The sequence below is a fragment of the Nonomuraea africana genome (assembly GCF_014873535.1).
Classification (GTDB): domain Bacteria; phylum Actinomycetota; class Actinomycetes; order Streptosporangiales; family Streptosporangiaceae; genus Nonomuraea; species Nonomuraea africana.
This window is the reverse complement of the sequence record NZ_JADBEF010000001.1, coordinates 150,658-168,351: the sequence shown is the minus strand read 5'-3', so window position 1 is coordinate 168,351 and position 17,694 is coordinate 150,658. Positions and strand designations below refer to the sequence as shown.

14 protein-coding genes are annotated in these 17,694 nt (G+C 71.7%); 9 read left to right on the top strand and 5 right to left on the bottom strand.

Features of this window, described 5'->3' with window-relative positions:
* Positions 1–209 precede the first annotated feature (209 nt).
* Both H4W81_RS00715 and H4W81_RS00710 read right to left on the bottom strand, forming a co-directional pair.
* Positions 210–3,293, bottom strand: coding sequence for a hypothetical protein (locus H4W81_RS00715; RefSeq protein ID WP_192773008.1), 3,084 nt, complete (start codon positions 3,291–3,293; stop codon positions 210–212).
* An 82-nt stretch (positions 3,294–3,375) separates the two neighbouring features.
* Entirely contained in the window at positions 3,376–4,428 is a 1,053-nt protein-coding gene (locus tag H4W81_RS00710) for a LacI family DNA-binding transcriptional regulator (protein ID WP_192773007.1), read from the bottom strand.
* 218 nt (positions 4,429–4,646) lie between these two features.
* Between H4W81_RS00710 and H4W81_RS00705 the strand changes: the two genes are divergently transcribed.
* The 5 genes from H4W81_RS00705 to H4W81_RS00685 are packed head-to-tail and all read left to right on the top strand — an operon-like array spanning position 4,647 to position 9,138.
* The gene (locus tag H4W81_RS00705; protein ID WP_318781439.1) at positions 4,647–5,582 is read left to right on the top strand and encodes a carbohydrate ABC transporter permease; all 936 of its coding nucleotides are present in this window, start codon (positions 4,647–4,649) and stop codon (positions 5,580–5,582) included.
* Positions 5,582–6,406, top strand: a complete 825-nt coding sequence (locus H4W81_RS00700) for a carbohydrate ABC transporter permease (protein ID WP_192773006.1) — start codon at positions 5,582–5,584, stop codon at positions 6,404–6,406. The genes H4W81_RS00705 and H4W81_RS00700 overlap by 1 nt, the downstream gene beginning before the upstream one ends.
* A 23-nt stretch (positions 6,407–6,429) precedes the next feature.
* The gene (locus H4W81_RS00695; RefSeq protein ID WP_192773005.1) at positions 6,430–7,692 is read left to right on the top strand and encodes an ABC transporter substrate-binding protein; all 1,263 of its coding nucleotides are present in this window, start codon (positions 6,430–6,432) and stop codon (positions 7,690–7,692) included.
* A 28-nt stretch (positions 7,693–7,720) separates the two neighbouring features.
* Positions 7,721–7,861 carry a hypothetical protein gene (locus tag H4W81_RS00690; RefSeq protein WP_192773004.1) on the top strand — a complete coding sequence of 47 codons (141 nt, stop codon included), beginning with the start codon at positions 7,721–7,723 and terminating at the stop codon, positions 7,859–7,861.
* Complete coding sequence (locus H4W81_RS00685; RefSeq protein WP_192773003.1) at positions 7,858–9,138, top strand: hypothetical protein; 1,281 nt, start codon at positions 7,858–7,860, stop codon at positions 9,136–9,138. Before H4W81_RS00690 ends, H4W81_RS00685 begins: the two co-directional genes overlap by 4 nt.
* A gap of 29 nt (positions 9,139–9,167) precedes the next feature.
* Here the strand turns inward: H4W81_RS00685 and H4W81_RS00680 are convergent, their stop codons facing one another.
* Positions 9,168–11,003, bottom strand: coding sequence for a multicopper oxidase family protein (locus H4W81_RS00680; protein ID WP_192773002.1), 1,836 nt, complete (start codon positions 11,001–11,003; stop codon positions 9,168–9,170).
* 6 nt (positions 11,004–11,009) lie between these two features.
* On the bottom strand, positions 11,010–11,258 hold the full coding sequence (locus H4W81_RS00675; RefSeq protein ID WP_192773001.1) for a hypothetical protein: 249 nt from the start codon (positions 11,256–11,258) through the stop codon (positions 11,010–11,012).
* Between the two features lie 130 nt (positions 11,259–11,388).
* On the opposite strand from H4W81_RS00675, the gene H4W81_RS00670 reads away from it, so the two are divergent.
* A complete protein-coding gene (locus H4W81_RS00670; RefSeq protein WP_192773000.1) occupies positions 11,389–11,763 on the top strand; it encodes a DUF2255 family protein in 375 nt (124 codons plus the stop codon).
* Here the strand turns inward: H4W81_RS00670 and H4W81_RS48265 are convergent.
* The gene (locus tag H4W81_RS48265) at positions 11,725–14,385 is read right to left on the bottom strand and encodes an ATP-binding protein (RefSeq protein ID WP_192780523.1); all 2,661 of its coding nucleotides are present in this window, start codon (positions 14,383–14,385) and stop codon (positions 11,725–11,727) included. The two genes, H4W81_RS00670 and H4W81_RS48265, sit on opposite strands and share 39 nt — an antisense overlap.
* 113 nt (positions 14,386–14,498) lie before the next feature.
* On the opposite strand from H4W81_RS48265, the gene H4W81_RS00660 reads away from it, so the two are divergent.
* Genes H4W81_RS00660 through H4W81_RS00650 form a run of 3 tightly spaced genes read left to right on the top strand, consistent with a single transcriptional unit; the run spans position 14,499 to position 17,562 of the window.
* A complete protein-coding gene (locus H4W81_RS00660) occupies positions 14,499–15,788 on the top strand; it encodes an MFS transporter (RefSeq protein WP_225958371.1) in 1,290 nt (429 codons plus the stop codon).
* Positions 15,788–17,125: a carotenoid oxygenase family protein gene (locus H4W81_RS00655; RefSeq protein WP_192772998.1), complete on the top strand. Its 1,338-nt coding sequence runs from the start codon at positions 15,788–15,790 to the stop codon at positions 17,123–17,125. The genes H4W81_RS00660 and H4W81_RS00655 overlap by 1 nt, the downstream gene beginning before the upstream one ends.
* Positions 17,122–17,562 carry an SRPBCC family protein gene (locus tag H4W81_RS00650; RefSeq protein WP_192772997.1) on the top strand — a complete coding sequence of 147 codons (441 nt, stop codon included), beginning with the start codon at positions 17,122–17,124 and terminating at the stop codon, positions 17,560–17,562. The genes H4W81_RS00655 and H4W81_RS00650 overlap by 4 nt, the downstream gene beginning before the upstream one ends.
* The last annotated feature ends 132 nt before the right edge of the window (positions 17,563–17,694 follow it).

Here is a 17,694-nt window from a genome sequence, read left to right as displayed (position 1 = left end):
ACCATCGGCACGGGGTCCGGCCCTGCCTGGGCTTTCGCCGCGTGGCACGAGTCTTACGGAGGCTTACCGAGCCCTTTAACGGACTCGGCCGGGCGGTGGCTGCCAGCTTTCTTGTAGTGAAGCTACAAGAAAGCTTCTGCGCTCGCGGCGGCCGCCCGGATCATCGCCACCCGGTAGCGCGTGTCACGCGTCGAAAGCCGCCGCCGGAGTCACCCGAGCGCGGTCGCCACGCGCACGTTGTCGAAGTCGACGGCCGCGCGGCCCGTGACGAGCTGCACGGACCCTGGCCCGGTGATCGGGTTCGGGTCGGTGACGGTGACGCGCGGCGTCGCCTCCCCGCCGACGAAGGCGCGGATCTCGGCGCCGCGCAGCTCGACGCGGAGCGTCGTCGGCCCCGTGACCCGCGTGCCCGTCCCCGTCGCGATGACGCCCGTGCCGGCCCTGAAGACGTCGACCGTGCCGTTGGGACGGAGATAGACCAGGTATCCGGACTGCGTGTAGGCGTCGCCCGGCTTGGCCGTCCGTACCTGGACGCCGCCGAAGGCCGTCGCGGTCGCGAGCGTACGGAAGTCGACGGTGGCCTCGACGAACCCGTCGGCGACCGCCACATCGTCCACGACGGATTTCCAGCCCGTGCGGGTCGTGTCCTGCTGGCGGTAGACGCCGTCGACGACCGCCCAGGTGCCGTCGACGGCGCTCCACGCCTCGGACGTCGCCGCCGCCGAGGAGAAGCTGTCGCGAAAGACGACGCCCTGGGCGTCCGGCACGATGCGCAGGTCGAGTGTGTCGATCTCGGTCGTCCCTGTGGTGCGCAGCGTCTCGGCGCGGAGCCGGCACGATCCGGGAAGCGTCGTCTCCCGGACGGTGACCTTCAGGTCGGCGGGGCCCGAGGCGGTGACGTCGCCGGTGAGGCACGGCCCCGAGACGGTCACCTGGCCGATGCTCCGTCCCGAGACCCGCACGGTGAGCTCGTGCCCTGCCACGCCGCTCGCGGGATCCAGCGTGGCCGTGACCAGGTCGCGGCCGACGTCGGAGCGGGCCGCGGCGGCGACGAGACGGGCGGCGTCGCGGCGGCTCAGGACCTGCGCGCGGGAGAGCGCCGCCGACGTCTTCGCGACGTGGGAGACGAAGGCGCCGTGGCTCTCCCACTGTTCGCCGGCCCTGAGCAGGTCGGCGACCGTGCAGCCGGTGCCGTCGTCGGCGTTGGCGACTCCGGTGTCCTGGTCGCCGATGCGGACGTTCGCCCGCTCGTCGGAGCCGGCGCAGGCGTCGTCGACCACGCGGATGTCGTAGCTCAGCGTGCCAGTGGCCTTGAGGTCGAGGACCTGGAGGGTCCGGTCGCCGCCCGCCACGGGGAAGGCCGAGGGCCACAGGGTCGCCGTGCCGGCGCCGGTCCAGCGGATCTCCACGCTCCGCCCGTCGCGGTTGACGACGACTCCGGAGACGCCCTCCGCGGCGGCCCTGGAACCGACCTTGACGGAGCCGCCGCCGATCCACTGGAGCGTGTCGCCCGCTTCCAGCACGAGCGGAATGCGTTCGAAGAAGTCGCCCGCGCCCTCGACCCGCACCTCGAGACTGTCGCCGAGCGTGACGGACTTGGCCACCGGACTGCCCGCCGCCGCGTAGCGGATCTCCAGGGCAGCGAGGTCGTCCACTGTCGCAGGGTCGACAGGGGAACCATCGAGGAAGAACGTGGGGACCGGCTGGTCGTAGGCGTCGACGTGCACGCCGTCCGCCGCGAGCCAGCCGGTGCCCCAGGACAGCTCGGCATCCAGCGGACGGGTGCGCGGAGCGCCGATCTGGGGGGCGTTCTGGCCCTGGATGACCACGCCGAGCTTCGGGTCGTAGAGGTAGCTGAGTCCGAAGCGCTGGTTGTCCCAGAAGCCGTACTGCGTGCTGACGTGCTTGCCGAAGCCCGTGCCGACGACGTAGGCGGGGCGCTTGGCGAAGACGAACCGCTGTCCGGTGACCGAGTCCGCGCGGTACTCGGTGTACGGCGCGCCCGCGTAGGGCCGGAGCGTGTCGATGGCCGCCTGGCGCTCGGCGGCGGTCGGGTAGTACTCCCGCTTCAGCGCGACATCGCGGATGATCGAGGGATCGAGATAGGCCCATGTCGGCGCGATGAGCGGCGCGACCGAGGTCTGCCAGCCCGCCTCGGCGAAGGCGGCGCGGCGCTCCTGGATCTCCTCCCGGGTGGCCGGATAGGCGCGCGCCTGCGGGATCGTCGAGCCCCAGAGGTTGTTGGAGCCGATCGGCAGCTCGTCCGCGTAGTTCCAGCCGCGGTGGCGCGAGTCGATCGCCGTGTTGATGAAGTAGCCGTCGAGTCGCCGGTCGTAGAGCAGGTTGTACTGGGCCCAGTCCAGGTAGCGCGCCTGCATCCGGTCGATCGTGGCCTGGGTCGCGGGGTCGGCCCAGCCGGCGAGGTCTTCCGCCTCCACTTCGAGGCTGTAGCGGTGGGCGACCGTACCGTCGCGGTAGAACCCGGCTTCGCTCTGGGAGATCCTCTCGTGCTCGGCGAGGCGCTGCTCGAAGCGCGCGCGTAACGCCGCGTCGTCCAGGCGGCCGAGGAGGCGGGAGATGCCGACCAGCCCGCCCGCGACCTGGTTGGCGAACTGCGAGCCGCGCGGTCCCCAGACCTCCTGGTCCTCCAGGAACCACCGGGTGGCCCGCCTCATGGCCTCGGTCACGGCGGAGACCAGCGCCGGGTCGATCGTGCCGTCGGCGTCGAAGAGCTCCAGCATGATCGCGTACAGTTCGAGCGCGAAGCCCGTCGCGGCCCGCGACCGCACGTCGCCGCCGCCCTGCGGGAACGATCCGTCGGCGTTCTGGGTGCTGAGCATGAACCGCAGGGCGGCCTCGAGGCGCCTGCGCAGGGCCTCGTCCCGGTAGTAGGGGTTCCACGGGCGGTTGGCGGTGAGGAAGTAGGCGAGCGTCAGGACGTTCTCCATGATGCGCGCGTCGCTCGGCCCCTGCCCGGTACGCCAGCAGTTGCAGGTGATGTATCCGTAGTTCGTGGCGCTGTCGTCGTTGACGCTGTTGGCCAGACGCGCGAGGTTGCCGAGATAGGGCGCGATCTGCTGTTCCAGGCCCGTGAAGTCGGCCAGGTCGATCGTGCTCGGGTCGAGGGCGGCGACTTCGGGCAGCGGCCCCGAGACGATCGCCGGCCCCTCGTCCGGCCGCGGCGACATCGCCGCGGCCGCCTGCGCGGCCGGGGTCAGCGCCAGCGCGGCGGTGACGACCACTGCGGTGGTACGGCGGGCGCGAGGGCCCTCGCCGAGTCGACTCGCTCTCATGGGCCTGCCTCCTAGTGTGAATCGATTCACAGCAGCTGTGGCGCGAGGCTAGTGATGACGGCGCGGCCATGTCAACAGCGCATTACGCGCGGTCGCATCCCACGAGAGGGAGGGACGTCGCCCGGATCACCAGATCGGGGTCGAACCGGCCCCGCATGTCCGCCTCGTCCTCGAGGCCGAGCAGGATCCGGACGGCGCCGGCGCCGAGTGCCGCGGAGGGATGCCGGATGGTCGTGAGCGGCACGATCGCGAAGTCGGCGAACTCTATGTCGTCGTAGCCGACGAGGGAGAGATCCTCCGGCACGCGGACCCCTGCCACGATGAGCCCGTGCAGGAGACCGAGGGCGAGCAGGTCGTTGCCGGCGACGATCCCGTCGGGAAAGTCGGACGCCGGCCGATCGAGAAGGGTCCTGGAGACCTCCTCGCCGACCTTGGCGGTCTGGACCTGCACGCGGATGACCTCGAGCGAGGCCGGCGTCATGGACTCGGCGGCCGCCCGCCGCACCCCCGCCAGCCGCAGGTCGACGTGGGGGTGCGCACCGCCCACGAAGAGCAGCCGCCGCCGGCCCTGGGCGAGCAGGTGGGCGGCTGCGAGGTAGCCGCCCCGCTCGTTGTCGCCGGAGATCGCCGGGTAGCTGTGCGGGCCGGGGGCCATGCCGACCAGGACGAACGGCGTCCCCCGCTTCTCCAGCCCGAGCAGTTCGGCGGGGACGTCACCGACCGGAGCGGCGACGATGCCGCTCACCTGCTGGGACTCGAAGAAGTTGAGGTAGGCGCGCTCACGTTCGGGGCTCTCGTCACTGTTGGCGACCAGGACGAAGCGGCCGTGCGCGGCGGCCTCCGCCTCGGCGCCCGCCGCGATCTCCGCGTAGACGGGGTTACGCGCGCTGGAGACGAGCAACCCGAGCGCGAGACTGTGGCCGACCCGCAGCCTCCGCGCCGCGTCGTTGCCGACATAGCCGAGCTCGTCGGCGGCCGCGAGGACGCGCTGGCGCAGCTCGCGCGAGACCCGGTTCGGCTGGGTGAAGGTGTAGGAGACGGTCGCGCGCGAAACCCCGGCGCGAGCCGCGACATCGCCGACCGTGGCGGCGGAATCCTCGGCCTGGGCGCGCCTGGCCGCCGGTTGAGAGGTCATCGGGCTCCTCACTGTCCTGCCCGCCGGAAGTCGATCAAGGGTTGTCTCCCAGCCTAGCGCAGTCGTGAATCGATTCACGATGGAGTCATTGACACCGCTCCGGGCGACACGTAACCTGCCCGAAACGCTGTGAATCGATTCACAGCTCCGGGTGCCACCGCCGTCCTGGCTCTTCACACCGTGCGCGCCGTTCCTGACATCTGCGAGAGGAGTCACCCGTGGCCTTGCCGCATGCGACGACGACACCGCCTGTGGCGCGGGAAGCCGCCGTGGCCGGACGGACCCGCCGCAAGGTGGGCGTGCGCGCCCCGTGGTGGTTCGTCGTCCCGGCGATCGCGGTCTACCTCTTCATCGTCGTCGTCCCCAGCGTCAACGGCGCGCTGTTCTCCTTCACCGACTGGAACGGACTGCGTCCCGGCTGGTCGCTCGTCGGCCTGGACAACTACGCCGCGGTCTTCGCGGACAGGACCGCCCGCGACGCGCTGGTCAACACGCTGCTCCTGGCCGCGGCGGCGACCGTGGTCCAGAACGTCGTCGGGCTGCTGCTGGCCCTCGGCGTCAACAGCATGGTCAAGAGCCGGTACCTGCTCCGCGTGATCTTCTTCGCGCCCGTGGTGCTCACGCCGCTGGTCGCGGGCTACGTGTGGAGCTTCCTGCTCTCGCCCAACGGTGCCGTCAACGACGCGCTGCGCGCCGTCGGCCTGGGCACGCTGGCCCACGACTGGCTCGGCGACCCGGACACGGCGCTGTACGCGATCGTCGCCGAGATCGTCTGGCAGTTCGCCGGCTACTCGATGGTCATCTACCTGGCCGGGTTGCAGGCGATCCCGTCGGAGGTGCTGGAGGCGGCGACCATCGACGGGGCGGGCGCGTGGAGCAAGTTCCGCCGCGTCGTGCTGCCGCTGCTCAACGGCGCGGTCGTGATCAACGTGATGCTCTGCCTGATCGGCGGGCTCAAACAGTTCGACCAGGTGATGGCCATGACCGGCGGCGGCCCTGGCACCGCGACCGAGACGATCTCCACGACCATCTACAAGAGCGCCTTCTCGCTGGGCGACTTCCCGTTCTCGATCGCGCTGGCGGTCGTCATGACCGTGGTCATCGCGGTGCTGGCCGGCATCCAGTTCCGCCTGACGCAGAGGAAGAGCTCCTGATGTACGCGCGCTACACCTGGCGGACGCTCACCCGCGAGGCGACCCTGATCCTGCTCGCTTTGCTGTTCCTCGTCCCGCTCGTCGGCCTGCTCAACGTGTCGCTGAAGTCGCAGGACAGCCAGACCAGCGCGCTGGCCTTCGACTTCCCGCCGACCCTCGACAACTACGCGCAGGCGTGGAACCAGGCCAGCCTGGGCGCGGCGCTGGCCAACAGCTTCGCCATCACCGGCATCAGCGTCGTCCTGATCATCGCCTTCTCGGCGATGGCCGCCTACCCGCTGGCCCGCGTGACCCGCGGCTGGTCGCGCTACACCTTCTCCTTCGTCATCGGCGGGCTGCTCATCCCCGGCCAGCTCGCGCTGCTCCCGTTGTACGCGACCATGCGGGACCTCGGCCTGCTCGGCTCGCTCTGGTCGGTGATCCTGATCAACGTCGGGCAGCAGATGCCGTTCTCGGTCTTCCTCTACACGATGTTCCTGCGCGAGCTGCCGCTCGACTACGAGGAGGCGGCCCTGCTCGACGGGTGCGGACCGCTGCGCTCGTTCGTCACCGTCGTGTTCCCCCTGCTGCGGCCGGTCACCGGCACCGTGGTGATCCTCAACACCGTCGGCATCTGGAACGAGTTCTTCACGCCGCTGCTCTACCTGGGCGGCAGCGACAACACCACGGCTCCGGTCGCCATCTACGGCTTCGTCAGCCAGTACGTCTCCCAGTGGCCGCTCATCTTCGCCGGCCTGGTGATCAGCGTCATCCCGATCCTGGTCGTCTACTTCGCGCTGCAGAAGCACATCATCAAGGGCTTCGCCGGCGGCCTCAAAGGCTAGCCCCCCATTCTGAGGAGTCTGACATGAAGATGATCAAGACGTTGGCCTGCCTGGCTCTGGCGGCCACCGCCTGCTCCACCTCGGGCGGCGGCACCACCGGCGCCGCCTCGTCCGACCAGGTGCTGACACTGGCCGCCGCGGGCCAGGGCCCGGCCAAGGCCGCGGTGGCGGCGTTCGAGAAGGCCAACCCCGGCGTCACCGTGAAGACGAGCTTCACCGAGGACGACGCCTCCTACCAGCAGCAGCTCCGCACCCAGCTCGCCTCGGGGACCGCGCCTGACGTGTTCCGCATGTGGCCTGGTGGCGGCAACACGATGGCCGTGCGGGACCTGGGCGAAGACGGCATGCTCATGGACCTGTCCGGCGAGGGCTGGGCCGGCGGCCTGAGCGCCGACCTCAAGTCCGTGACCAGCGACCCGTCCGGCAAGGTGGTAGCCGTCCCGGTGACGATCGGCGCCATCGGCGCGGTATGGAACGACCAGGCGCTCCGGGCCAGCGGGCTGAGCAAGCCGACGACGTGGCCGGAGGTCCTGCGGTTCTGCGAGGACGCCAAGGCCAAGGGCGTCGTGCCGTTCGCGCTCGGCCTGAAGTCCGCCTGGGTGACCCAGCTCGTGCCGTACGCGCTGACCGCCTCCCTCGTCTACGGCCCCGACCCCGGCTTCACCCAGCGGCAGAAGGACGGCACGGCCACCTTCGCCGGCTCGCAGTGGAAGCAGGCGCTGGAGAAGTACCTGCGGATGCGCGAGAAGGGCTGCTTCAACGACAGCCCCAACGGCGTCGGCTACGACGAGCAGATGCAGATGTTCGGCCAGGGCAAGGCCCTCGGCGTGGTGCACGTGCTGTCGGCGGTGCAGTCGGCGCTCGAGTTCGCCCCGAAGGGCACCACCTTCTCCATGTCCCCGTTCCCCGCGACCGACAGCGCCGACGGCACCTACGTGCCGGTGTCGGTGGGCATCGTCTACGGCGTCAACGCCAAGGCCAAGAACCCGGCGCTGGCCAGGAAGTTCATGCAGTTCCTCGCCTCTCCCGAGGGCCAGGCCCTGTACGCCACGGCCTCGGGCAGCAGCCCCGCGCTGAGCAGCCCGTCCTTCAAGGCCGACGCGCTGCAGCAGCCGGTGCTCGACGCGGTCGAGGCCGGCCGGTCCACGCTCTACCCGGACCAGGCCTGGCCCAACCCGAAGGTCCAGCAGGAGCACCTGACCTCGATCCAGGAGCTGTTCAACGGGACGGTGGACGTGCCCGCCGTGCTCGCCCGGATGGACAAGGCCTTCGGCGCCGCCAACTAGATCCGCCCCCCCACCCACGAAGGACACCATGACGTTCGACGGAATCCCGCCCCTCCCCGTGACGCCGCTCGGCGCGCGCGACCAGCACCTCGGCGGGCACGGGATCGAGGCGGGAGCGGGCCAGGGGCCCGCGGCCCGCGCGGCCGGCGACCCCTCGCCCGCCCGGTGACGACCGCGATGGAGCAGACCATGGAGGCGTGCCTGTGGATCACGCCCAAGATCTTCGACGACCTGCGTGACCCGGCACCCGGGGTGGCCGCGTTCTTCGACCACCACGCCGCCTGGCTGGCCGACCGGCCGGTCACGGTGGTCTTCTGCGCGGGCAACGGCGATCATGTGCTCAACTACGCGGGCCGCCGGGCGTGGGCCGACCGCTTCGACTGGGCCCGCTACAACTGCTTCGCGCTCGGCCCCGGCGGGCCTGCCGCCATCAGCAGGGAGCACAACCGTGACTGGCTGGCCAGGGTGCGCGACGGCGGCGAGCGCTCGGCCAACCCGTACTCGGCGGGACCGATGTTCACCGTCTCCGAGCAGCCCATGGACTACCGGACGCTGGCCGGGATCTACTCGGCCGTGCGGGCCGAGGCGGAGCGGCGCGGGCTGCGGGTCAATCTCCTCGAGTACCTGGAGCCGGGCCCGGAGTTCTGCCGCAGCGAGTGGAAGACCGTACGGCACCCGGAGGCGGCCGCCGGGACCGCCGACGCCGGAGGCCACCTGATCCCCGGCGTGATCGACGTGACGGCCCCGCTCGTGGCCGACTCCCGCCCGTACGCCGCCTTTCCGGCCGGCATTCCGTCCGGGCTGCCGGCCGGAGACTTCGTCGCCGCCCAGACGGCCGCTTTCGCGGCCGACTTCGGGCTGGACGGCGTCATGCTCGGCAACCAGTTCGGCCTGGTCGGTTTCTGGCACCCGGACAACGCGCCACCGCTCACCGCGGAGCGGTCGGCCGGGGTCGAGCGGTTCTTCCTGCGGCTGCGCGAGGCCATGGGCGAGCGCCTCGTCTACTGGATGGACACCTACTGGCGGGCCGAGGTGGAACGGGCGGCGTGGGGCATGACCGACACCGCCTACCTGACCCTCGACGCGATTCTGGTCAGCACGTTCGCCGTACTGGTCGAGCGGACCGAGATCGTGCCCAACCTGCTGAGCAAGGCCGCACTGGGCGGGCCGCGCCCGCTGCTGGGCCTGGACTTCGTCGACCCCTGGTACTGGTACCGCACCTATCTTGACGACCGGCGCACCTATCTCTACCAGCGGGAGGTTCTGGCCGCGCACGCCGCGTCCGTGGCCGGTGTCTCCTTCTTCGCCAATGACACCTTCGGCCACTTCGTCCCCGAATCCGAGCTGGCGGCCACACTCGAGGTGGTCAGGAAGGCACGTGGGGCCCAGCGGCATCAGGGGGCTGAAGTAGCGCGTGCTCGCGGGCTTGCACCGCCCGGCCTGTGAACGCTGCCCCGGCAGCGGCGTGGTCTCGGTCATTCGGGGATGTGGTCTTCCGTGAACGGGGTGGTCACGCCGGCGTAGCCCAGGTGCATGATCATGCCTTCGGAGCCGTGCTTGAAGTTGTGGCAGTGGTCCATCCAGATGCCCGGGTTGTCGGCGGTGAAGTCGACCTCGAAGATCTCGCCCGGCGCGACGTTGAGCGTGTCGGTCCACCAGGTGCTGCCGGTGGCGGCCACGCCGTTGCGGGACAACACGCGGACGCGGTGGCCGTGCAGGTGCATCGGGTGGTCGATGAGGCTGCGGTTGACGATGCGCATCCTGACCCTGTCGCCCTCGGCGACCATGAGCATGGGCACCGACGGGTAGAGGCGGCCGTTCATCGAGCTGCTCACGTAGGTGAACGAGCCGAGCGCGAATCCGAAGCCGTCGTCCAGTCTGAGGTCGAAGGTGCGGTCGTAGGCCTCGGCCTTGACCGGCGCCGCCGCGCCGTACGTCAGAGGGTCGAACAGCGGGCCGGTCGCCGCGGGCGCGGGCGGGGCGCCGCCGTCGGGGCTGAAGGCCAGGGCGGCGGTGTTGGGGATTTCGTTGACGTCGATGGACAGGGTGACGGCGCTCGACGGCATGGTGAACGTGACGTCGAAGCGCCCTCCCGCGGCCAGCAGCAGGTCGGTGCCCTGCGCCACCGGTGTCGCACCCTGGACCGGGTTCCCGTCGATGGCGGTCACGGTGTACGGCGTGCCGCCGATGTGCAGGCGGTGCGGCTCCTCCGAGCTGTTGACCAGTCGCAGCAGGACCGGCCTGCCCGCGCCGATGGCCTGCTTGACCGGCTGGTCGGCGGTGCCGAAGGCGGCGATCGGGTCGTCCGCGCCGGGCCACAGGTGAGTGAAGACGGTCTTCTCCACGCCCTGCTGGCCGTCCTCGACGATCAGGGAGCCGAACAGGCCGCGCTCGACGGTCAGGGACGAGTCGCGGTGGGTGTGGTACCAGAAGGTGCCGGTCCTGTCGGGCACGAATCGGTAGACGTGCTTCCCGCCGGGCAGGACGGCTTCCTGGGTGACGCCGGGCACGCCGTCCTCGGCGTTGGGCACGTCGATGCCGTGCCAGTGCAGCGTCACGCCCTCCTTGACGTCGGCGTTGAGCAGGGTCACCTCGAGCAGCTGGCCTTTCCGTACCCGAATCTGCGGGCCCGGAGCCTGGCCGTTGAAGGTGAGCGCGTCGATCTCGCGGCCCGAGGCCAGGGTGACCTTGCCGTGCGCGGCGGTCAGCGTGACCCGCACGTCCGGGGTCTGGTCTCTGGGTCCGGTGAGCTCGGTGACGCTGACGCTCCCGGGCCGGCTCGCGCTCGCGTGGCCGCCGTGTGCGGCGCCGCCGTCCCAGGCCATGGGCACGGCGTGGTGCCCGACCGCCGCCGCCACGTTGCCCTGGTAGGCCAGGATGAGGAGGACGGCGGGCGCGGCCAGGAAACCGAGCGTCGCCCAGGGACCTCGCCGGCGGGTCAGCCGGAACGTCACCCCCATCGCCAGCAGGGAGACTGCCAGTGTGAAGAGCGTTTCGTGCTGGGCGTACGGGAAGAACAGCCACAGCGCGGACAGGCCCACGCCCACCGCGGCGGGACGCCGGGCCTCGGGCCGGTGGAAGGCCAGGGCCAGGGGGACGACGGCGAGTGGGATCTGGATGAAGAGGCGCGTGTCGGCCAGCGGCAGGCCGCCGGTCAGCAGCAGGCCGGCCACGACGAGGCGGGCCAGGACGAGGGCGGCCGTGCCGTACAGGACCCAGCGGCGCCGCCCGGCCGTCCAGCCAAGGGTCGCCGCGGCGGCCATGACGGCGAAGGCCAGCAGCATGTCGGTGAGGAAGAGGGGTTCGAACATCGCCTCTCAGTCCTCCAGGGCGATCGCCGCGAGCATGGCGGCCACCGGGACCAGCAGCCACGGCTCGGCCAGCACGAGCACGGCGGTGAAGAGCAGCGCGAACCAGGCCAGCCCCTTCGCCACGCGCCGCTTGGCCTTGCTCTTCTTCGCCTTCCCGCGCTTCTCGTGCGGGGCCGCACCGAAAACCTCGTGCGGAGTCTCCGGGGTGTCGGGGGTCTCAAGGGTTGCGGTCGTGGTCGTCTGGGTGTTCGTCATGACGCTCAGCCTGGCCGCGATGGCGAGGGGCTCGCGTCGGTGAAAGTCGCCTATCGGCGCCCGGCCCGCTGTCCCAGATAGGTGAGAACCGCCGACGCGGTCAGGAGACCCGGTCCGAGAACGTGGGCCCATGAACGCTTTCGCAGACGTCGTGGAGATCGTGATGCGGGTACGGCACCCGGACGGCAGGTGGTCGGCCAGACCGGTCTGGGTGGTGGTGGTCGACGGCGACGCCTATGTCCGCTCCGCCTTCGGCCACCGCGGCGCGTGGTACCGCAGGGTCCTCGCGCACGCGGCGACGGAGGTCGACCTGGGCGGGGTGATCCTGCCCGTGCGGCTGGAACCGGTGGACGAGCCGGCGCTGGTCCACCGGGTCTCCGCGGGCTACCGGGCGAAGTACGCGCTGGCCTGGCCCGGCCCGGTGGCGACGATGACCGCGCCCGAGGCCGCCGGGACCACGATGCGGCTAGCGGATGTCGGGGAGGTCCCTGAGCTGCCTGCGTGAGGTGAGACCGAGCTTCCTGAAGATGTTGCGCAGGTGCGCGTCGACCGTGCGGGGGCTGAGGAAGAGCTTGGCGGCCACCTCCTTGGAGCTGCCGCCGTCGGCGACCAGACGGGCGATGTGCACCTCCTGCAGCGTCAGCTGGTCCGACGCCTGAGACGAACGGCTCCTGGCATGCTCGCCCGTGGCCCGCAGCTCTCCGGCCGCACGGTCGGCGAACGCCTCGGCGCCGAGGTCGGACAGCAGCTCGTGCGCCGTGCGCAGGCGTTCGCGGGCATCGCGCCGCCGTCCCTGCCGCCGCAGCCACTCCCCGTACAGCAGGTGCGCCCTGGCCCGGTAGATCGCCACCCGGCTGCCGTCGAGGTGATCGACGGCTTCACGGTAGGCGTCCTCGTCACCGGTGACCAACGCCCGCGAATAGGCCTCGACCCCCAGCCCCCACGCCTGCTGCCCGGCCTGGGTGTGCTCGGCCAGCGTGCGCAGCGCCGTACCGGCCAGCTCGGGTTCGCCGCAGCGGACGGCCGCCTCGACGAGCTCGGGCAACGCCAGCCCGGACAGGCCCAGATCGCCGCGCGCGACGGCCTGCCGGGCGGCGTTCAGCGCCGCCGGGTAGTCGGCCAGGCCGTTGTTGAGGACGGCGGTCGCCCACTGGACGCTGAGGCTCATCCGCTGGCTCGCCGAGAGCACCTCCTCGAACAGCGCGACGGCCTCCCTGCGGCGGCCACGCAGGGCGGCCAGGTGGATGCGCGGGTAGACCAGCGGCGACGCGCCGGTGGCCGCGGCGATCGCCTCCTCCTCCGAGATCATCTCCATGGCGGCGCCGAAGTCGCCCGCGTGGACGGCGGCGGTGGCCAGCATGGCCAGGCCGATCGGCAGCATGTGGAACGATCCGGACTCGCGGCCGGCCGCCACGATACGGGCGGCGATGCCGTGCAGGGCGTCGTAGTCCCACAGTTCCGCGGCCAGCATGAAGCCCAGCGACGGCCGCCGGGTCCACACCTCGTCGTCGACCTCCCCGACGATCGGCCGCAGGACGGCGGCCGCGGCCAGGTGCCCGTCGGTGGCCAGGCTGACCAGGCCGTCCAGGACCGCGTCCGCGCTGGAGGGCGGCTGCGGAGCGGGCGGGGCCTGACGGGCGGCCGCCACCACCGGGTCGAGGCCGCCGATCAGGATGCCCATCTCCATCGCGTCCAGGTAGCAGGCCCGTGACCACGCCGGATCGGCGCCGGCCAGCCGGTCGGCCGCGCGCAGCAGGTAGGTCGTGGGTCCCTCGCCGCCCCGGCGGCGGACGAACGAGAGCTTCCCGCGCAGCAGGTCGATCCTGGCCAGATGGCGCTCCCCGAGCGAGGCGGTCTCGGCGGTGGTGAGCAGGTCGGCCGCCACGTCGAACGCGCCGACCGAGAGCTTGGCCTGGGCCGCGGCGAGTACCCGCTCGACCCGCAGGCCGGGAGTGAGCGTGAGCGCCGCCGAACGTTCGAGGAAGGCCGCGGCGGCGGCCACGCCGCCCCTTGCCTGGGCACGGGCGGCGGACCGTTCGAGCTCGGCCGCGACCTCCTCGTCGGGGCCCACGCTGGCCTGCGCGCGGTGCCAGGCCAGCCGATCGGGGTCGGCGACGGGGTCGGTCACCGCGGCCAGCGCCTCGTGCGCCCGCTGCCGCTCAGCCGAGGAGGCGGCCCGGTAGACCGCCGACCGCGCGAGGGGGTGGCTGAAGCGGATCCTGGTGCCGAAGTCGACCAGCGAGGCGGCCGCGGCGGTCGCGGACGGCTCGATGCCCAGCAGGTCGACCGCCTGCCACAGCAGGCCGGGGTCGCCGACCGGGTCGGCCGCCGCGACGGTCAGCAGCAGCCGGGCCTGCGGCGGCAGCAGTTCCAGCCGGGCGCGGAAGCTCTGCTCGATCACGCCCGGCACGGAGGAGGGAAGCGCGAAGCCGCCGGCCATCTCGGCCAGGCCCGCGCTCCTGGGCAGCTCCAGCAGCGCCAGCGGGTTGCCGCGCGCCTCGGCCAGGACGCGGTCGCGCACGCGCTCGTCCAGCGGGGCGCGGATCGCGGCGGCCAGCAGCGCGCGGGCGTCCGTCTCCCCCAGACCCTGGAGAGTCAGGCCGGGTAGCTCGTCGAGTTCGGGCAGCCGGCTGGGTTCCCGCAGGGAGAACACCACGGCCACCCGTTCCGCGGCGACCCTGCGGGCCAGGAAGGCCAGTGCCCTGGCCGAGGCGTGGTCGAGCCACTGCGCGTCGTCGACCAGGCACAGCAGCGGCCGCTCGCGCACCGTCTCGACCAGCAGGCCCAGGGTCGCGATGCCGACGAGGAAGGGATCGGGCGTGCCGGTGTCCAGGCCGAAGGCGACCTCCAGGGCCTTGCGGTGCGGCGGGGGGAGCGCCGTGACGTTGTCCAGGACCGGCGCGCACAGCTGGTGCAGGGCGGCGAACGGCAACTCCATCTCGAACTCCGCGCCGGAGGCCTGCATGACCAGGAAGCCGGTCGCGCTCTCCTCGGCGTGTCTCAGCAGCGCGGTCTTGCCGATGCCGGGCTCACCGCGCAGCACCAGGGCGCCGCCCCGTCCTCGCCGGGCGTCGTCGATCAGCGCGCCGACGCGCCCCATCTCATCTCTTCGTCCTACCAGCGACATGTCCATATATGTCCCGATCATGCCGGATGCCGTACGTAAGTGACGACCGACCCCGGCGGATAGGTAAGAACCACCGACGCGAGCGACCGCGGGCCGCTGCGACCGTGGTCGGCATGAGCAGCGTCCCCCTCGCCAGGACCGCCTGGACACCGCTGGCGGTCCTGGCCACGGCCCAGTTCCTCGTCGTGCTGAGCACCTCGATCGTGAACGTCGCGCTGTCGGAGATCCGCACCGGTCTCGGGCTCACCCCCGCCGGACTGACCTGGGTGGTCAACGCCTACGTGCTGGCCTTCGGCGCGCTGCTCCTGCTCGGCGGACGCTCCGGCGACGTGTACGGCCTGCGCCGCGTCTTCCTGGCCGGCACCGCCCTGTTCGCGCTCTCCTCCCTGGCCGCCGGGCTCGCGGGCACCGCAAGCGTGCTGATCGCGGCCAGAGCCGTCCAGGGGGTGGGCGCCGCGCTGCTGGCGCCGACCGCGCTGGCCCTGGTACTGACCCTGTTCCCGAGCGGAAAGGGGCGCGGCGCCGCGCTCGGGGTGTGGGGCGCGGTCTCCGGCGCGGGCGGGGCGGCGGGCGTGCTGCTCGGCGGCCTGCTCACCGGCCTGTACGGCTGGCGGGCGGTGTTCTTCGTCCTGGTTCCCTTCGCGCTCGCCGTCCTGGTGGCCGCCTGGGTGATGGTCACCGCCGACCGGCCGCGCGGGGGCCGCATCGATGTCCCGGGGGCGGTGACGGTGACGGCCGGGCTGGTCGCGCTCACCTACGGGCTCTCCGGCTCCTGGCCCGCCGTGGTCGCGGGGCTGGTGCTGCTCGGCCTGTTCGTGGTATTCCAGCGCCGCTCCCCCGACCCGCTGGTGCCGGGACGGCTCCTCTCCACCGGTTCGGTGGCGAGGGCCAACGTCCTCATGGCGCTGCTCGGCGCGGTCTGGCTCGGGTTGTTCTACTTCCTGCCGCTCTACCAGCAACGCGTCCTCGGTTACACACCCATGGCGGCGGGCCTGACCCAGCTGCCGCTCGCTCTCATGATCACTGTCTCGTCGTGGGCCACCGGGAGGCTGTCCGGCCGGGCCGTCCTGCCAGGGGGCCTGCTCGCGCTGGCCGCAGGACTGGCCTGGCTGTCGCGGACGCCGGCCGACGGCGCCTTCCTCGTCGACCTGCTCGGGCCGTCGCTGCTGATCGGCGCCGGGCTGGGTGTGGCCTTCGTCCGGCTCACCGCGCTGGCGTCCGCCGGGGTGCCGGCCGCCGACAGCGGGCTGGCCGGGGGCCTGGTCAACGCCACCCGGCAGGTCGGCGGAGCCGTCGGCCTGTCCTTCCTGACCCTCCTCAACGGGTACGGCGCAGCCTTCCTCGCCTGCGCCGCGCTCACCCTGCTGATCGCCCTCCTCTCCATTCGAAAGGGATCGTTCTGATGACCGAACTGGCGAAGCCGTACCTCACCGGCCATTTCACCCCAGTCGCCGACGAGATCACCGCCCGCGAGCTGACCGTGCACGGCACGCTGCCGCCGGAGCTGAACGGCCGCTACTTCCGCAACGGCCACAACCCCAAGCCGGGCATCACACCCAGCCACTGGTTCAGGGGCGAGGGCATGATCCACGGCGTGCGCCTGAGCGACGGCCGCGCCGAGTGGTACCGCAACCGCTGGGTGCGCACCCCGTTCCTGGACGGCGTGCCCTTCACCGGGACCGAGCTGGAGGTCAGCGCGGCGGCCACCAACATCGTCTTCCACGGCGGCCGCTACCTGGCGCTGCAGGAGGCGAACCTGCCCTGGGAGGTCAGCGCCGAGCTCGACACCATCGGCCCCTACGACTTCGGCGGCAAGCTCACCAGCGCGATGACCGCCCACCCCAAGGAGGACCCGGTCACCGGCGAGCTGCACTTCTTCAGCTACAGCCCGTTCCCGCCCTACCTGACCTACCACGTCGCCGCACCCTCGGGGGACATCATCCGCTCGGAGGTCGTCGACGGCTCGGGCCCGTCGCTCATGCACGACTTCGCCATCACCGACCGGCACGCGGTCTTCCTCAACTCACCGGTGGTCTTCGATCACTCCGAGCACTCGGGCATTCCCTACCGCTGGCACGACGACGTGCCGTTCCGGATCGGTGTGCTTCCGCGCACCGGCCCCGCCCGCGTGACCTGGTTCGAGGTGGAGCAGGGCGCGCTCCTGCACGTCACCAACTCCTACGTCGACCAGCAGGGGCGCGTCGTCCTGGAGGGTCCCCGCTACGACCGGGCCTCCTGGGAGAACTCCTGGAAGTGGTGGGTCGGCGCCCCCGGCTACGGCACCAGCCCCGACGCCGGATCGACCTTCCACCGCTGGATCCTGGACCCGGCCACCGGCAAGGCCACCGACGAGCCCCTGGACGGCCTGGCCACCGAGTTCCCCTCGATCAACGACGCCCACACCGGCCTGGCCAACCGCTACAGCTACGCCATCGCCTTCCCCGGGGCGGGCCTGTCCGGCTACCACACCATCAAGTTCGACACCGCCACCGGCCGTCAGCAGCTGCTGTCCCACGGCGAGCACCGCATGCCAGGCGAGGCCGTGTTCGTCCCCGCTCTCGGCGGGACGGCGGAGGACGACGGCTACCTGCTCACCATCGTCAGCGACCTCAAGGCCGACGCCTCCCAACTGCTCGTGCTCGACGCCACGAACATCGAGAACGACCCCATCGCCACCGTCGAACTCCCCCGCAGGGTGCCCGCCGGCATCCACGGCCACTGGATCGAGGACCCCAAGTGATCATCGGAATCGACACCGCCGCGGCCGTCATCGTCCGCCGCCACATCACCGTCGCCGCCCCCTTGCGGCGGGTCTGGGACCTGCACACCGACGTCTCCTCCTGGCCCTCCTGGCAGAGTGACATCACCGCCGCGAGCGCCGATGGTCCGCTGGTTCCCGGCGCGGTCTTCCACTGGACCACCTTCGGCATGGACATCGCCTCGACCGTCCACGCCGTCGAAGCGCCGCACCGCATCCTCTGGGGCGGCCCCGCGCACGGCATCGACGGCATCCACCAGTGGACGTTCGCCGAGGAGGACGGCGTGGTGCACGTGCACACCGAGGAGTCCTGGGACGGCGAGCCGGTCCGCGCCGACGTCGAAGGCATGCGGGCCGCCCTCGAGGGCTCGCTGACCGCCTGGCTCGACCGCCTGAAGAAGGCGGCGGAGAGCGCCTGAACCCCCCGGCCCGTGGGGCGGCGGCACGCCGCCGCACGGGCCTCCTCACGACCGCCGTGAACCCCCGATCCGACTCCAGGCATCCACCACGCGGAGATGCGTTCCCGCATGTCAGCGTGGTGTTTCAGGCAT

What these genes read in the sequence shown, in the direction of transcription:
- H4W81_RS00715 (WP_192773008.1), bottom strand. Translation starts at nt 3,293, where the DNA reads ATGAGAGCGAGTCGACTCGGCGAGGGCCCTCGCGCCCGCCGTACCACC.
- H4W81_RS00710 (WP_192773007.1), bottom strand. Translation starts at nt 4,428, where the DNA reads ATGACCTCTCAACCGGCGGCCAGGCGCGCCCAGGCCGAGGATTCCGCC.
- H4W81_RS00700 (WP_192773006.1), top strand. Translation starts at nt 5,582, where the DNA reads ATGTACGCGCGCTACACCTGGCGGACGCTCACCCGCGAGGCGACCCTG.
- H4W81_RS00695 (WP_192773005.1), top strand. Translation starts at nt 6,430, where the DNA reads ATGAAGATGATCAAGACGTTGGCCTGCCTGGCTCTGGCGGCCACCGCC.
- H4W81_RS00690 (WP_192773004.1), top strand. Translation starts at nt 7,721, where the DNA reads ATGACGTTCGACGGAATCCCGCCCCTCCCCGTGACGCCGCTCGGCGCG.
- H4W81_RS00680 (WP_192773002.1), bottom strand. Translation starts at nt 11,003, where the DNA reads ATGTTCGAACCCCTCTTCCTCACCGACATGCTGCTGGCCTTCGCCGTC.
- H4W81_RS00675 (WP_192773001.1), bottom strand. Translation starts at nt 11,258, where the DNA reads ATGACGAACACCCAGACGACCACGACCGCAACCCTTGAGACCCCCGAC.
- H4W81_RS00670 (WP_192773000.1), top strand. Translation starts at nt 11,389, where the DNA reads ATGAACGCTTTCGCAGACGTCGTGGAGATCGTGATGCGGGTACGGCAC.
- H4W81_RS48265 (WP_192780523.1), bottom strand. Translation starts at nt 14,385, where the DNA reads ATGTCGCTGGTAGGACGAAGAGATGAGATGGGGCGCGTCGGCGCGCTG.
- H4W81_RS00660 (WP_225958371.1), top strand. Translation starts at nt 14,499, where the DNA reads ATGAGCAGCGTCCCCCTCGCCAGGACCGCCTGGACACCGCTGGCGGTC.
- H4W81_RS00655 (WP_192772998.1), top strand. Translation starts at nt 15,788, where the DNA reads ATGACCGAACTGGCGAAGCCGTACCTCACCGGCCATTTCACCCCAGTC.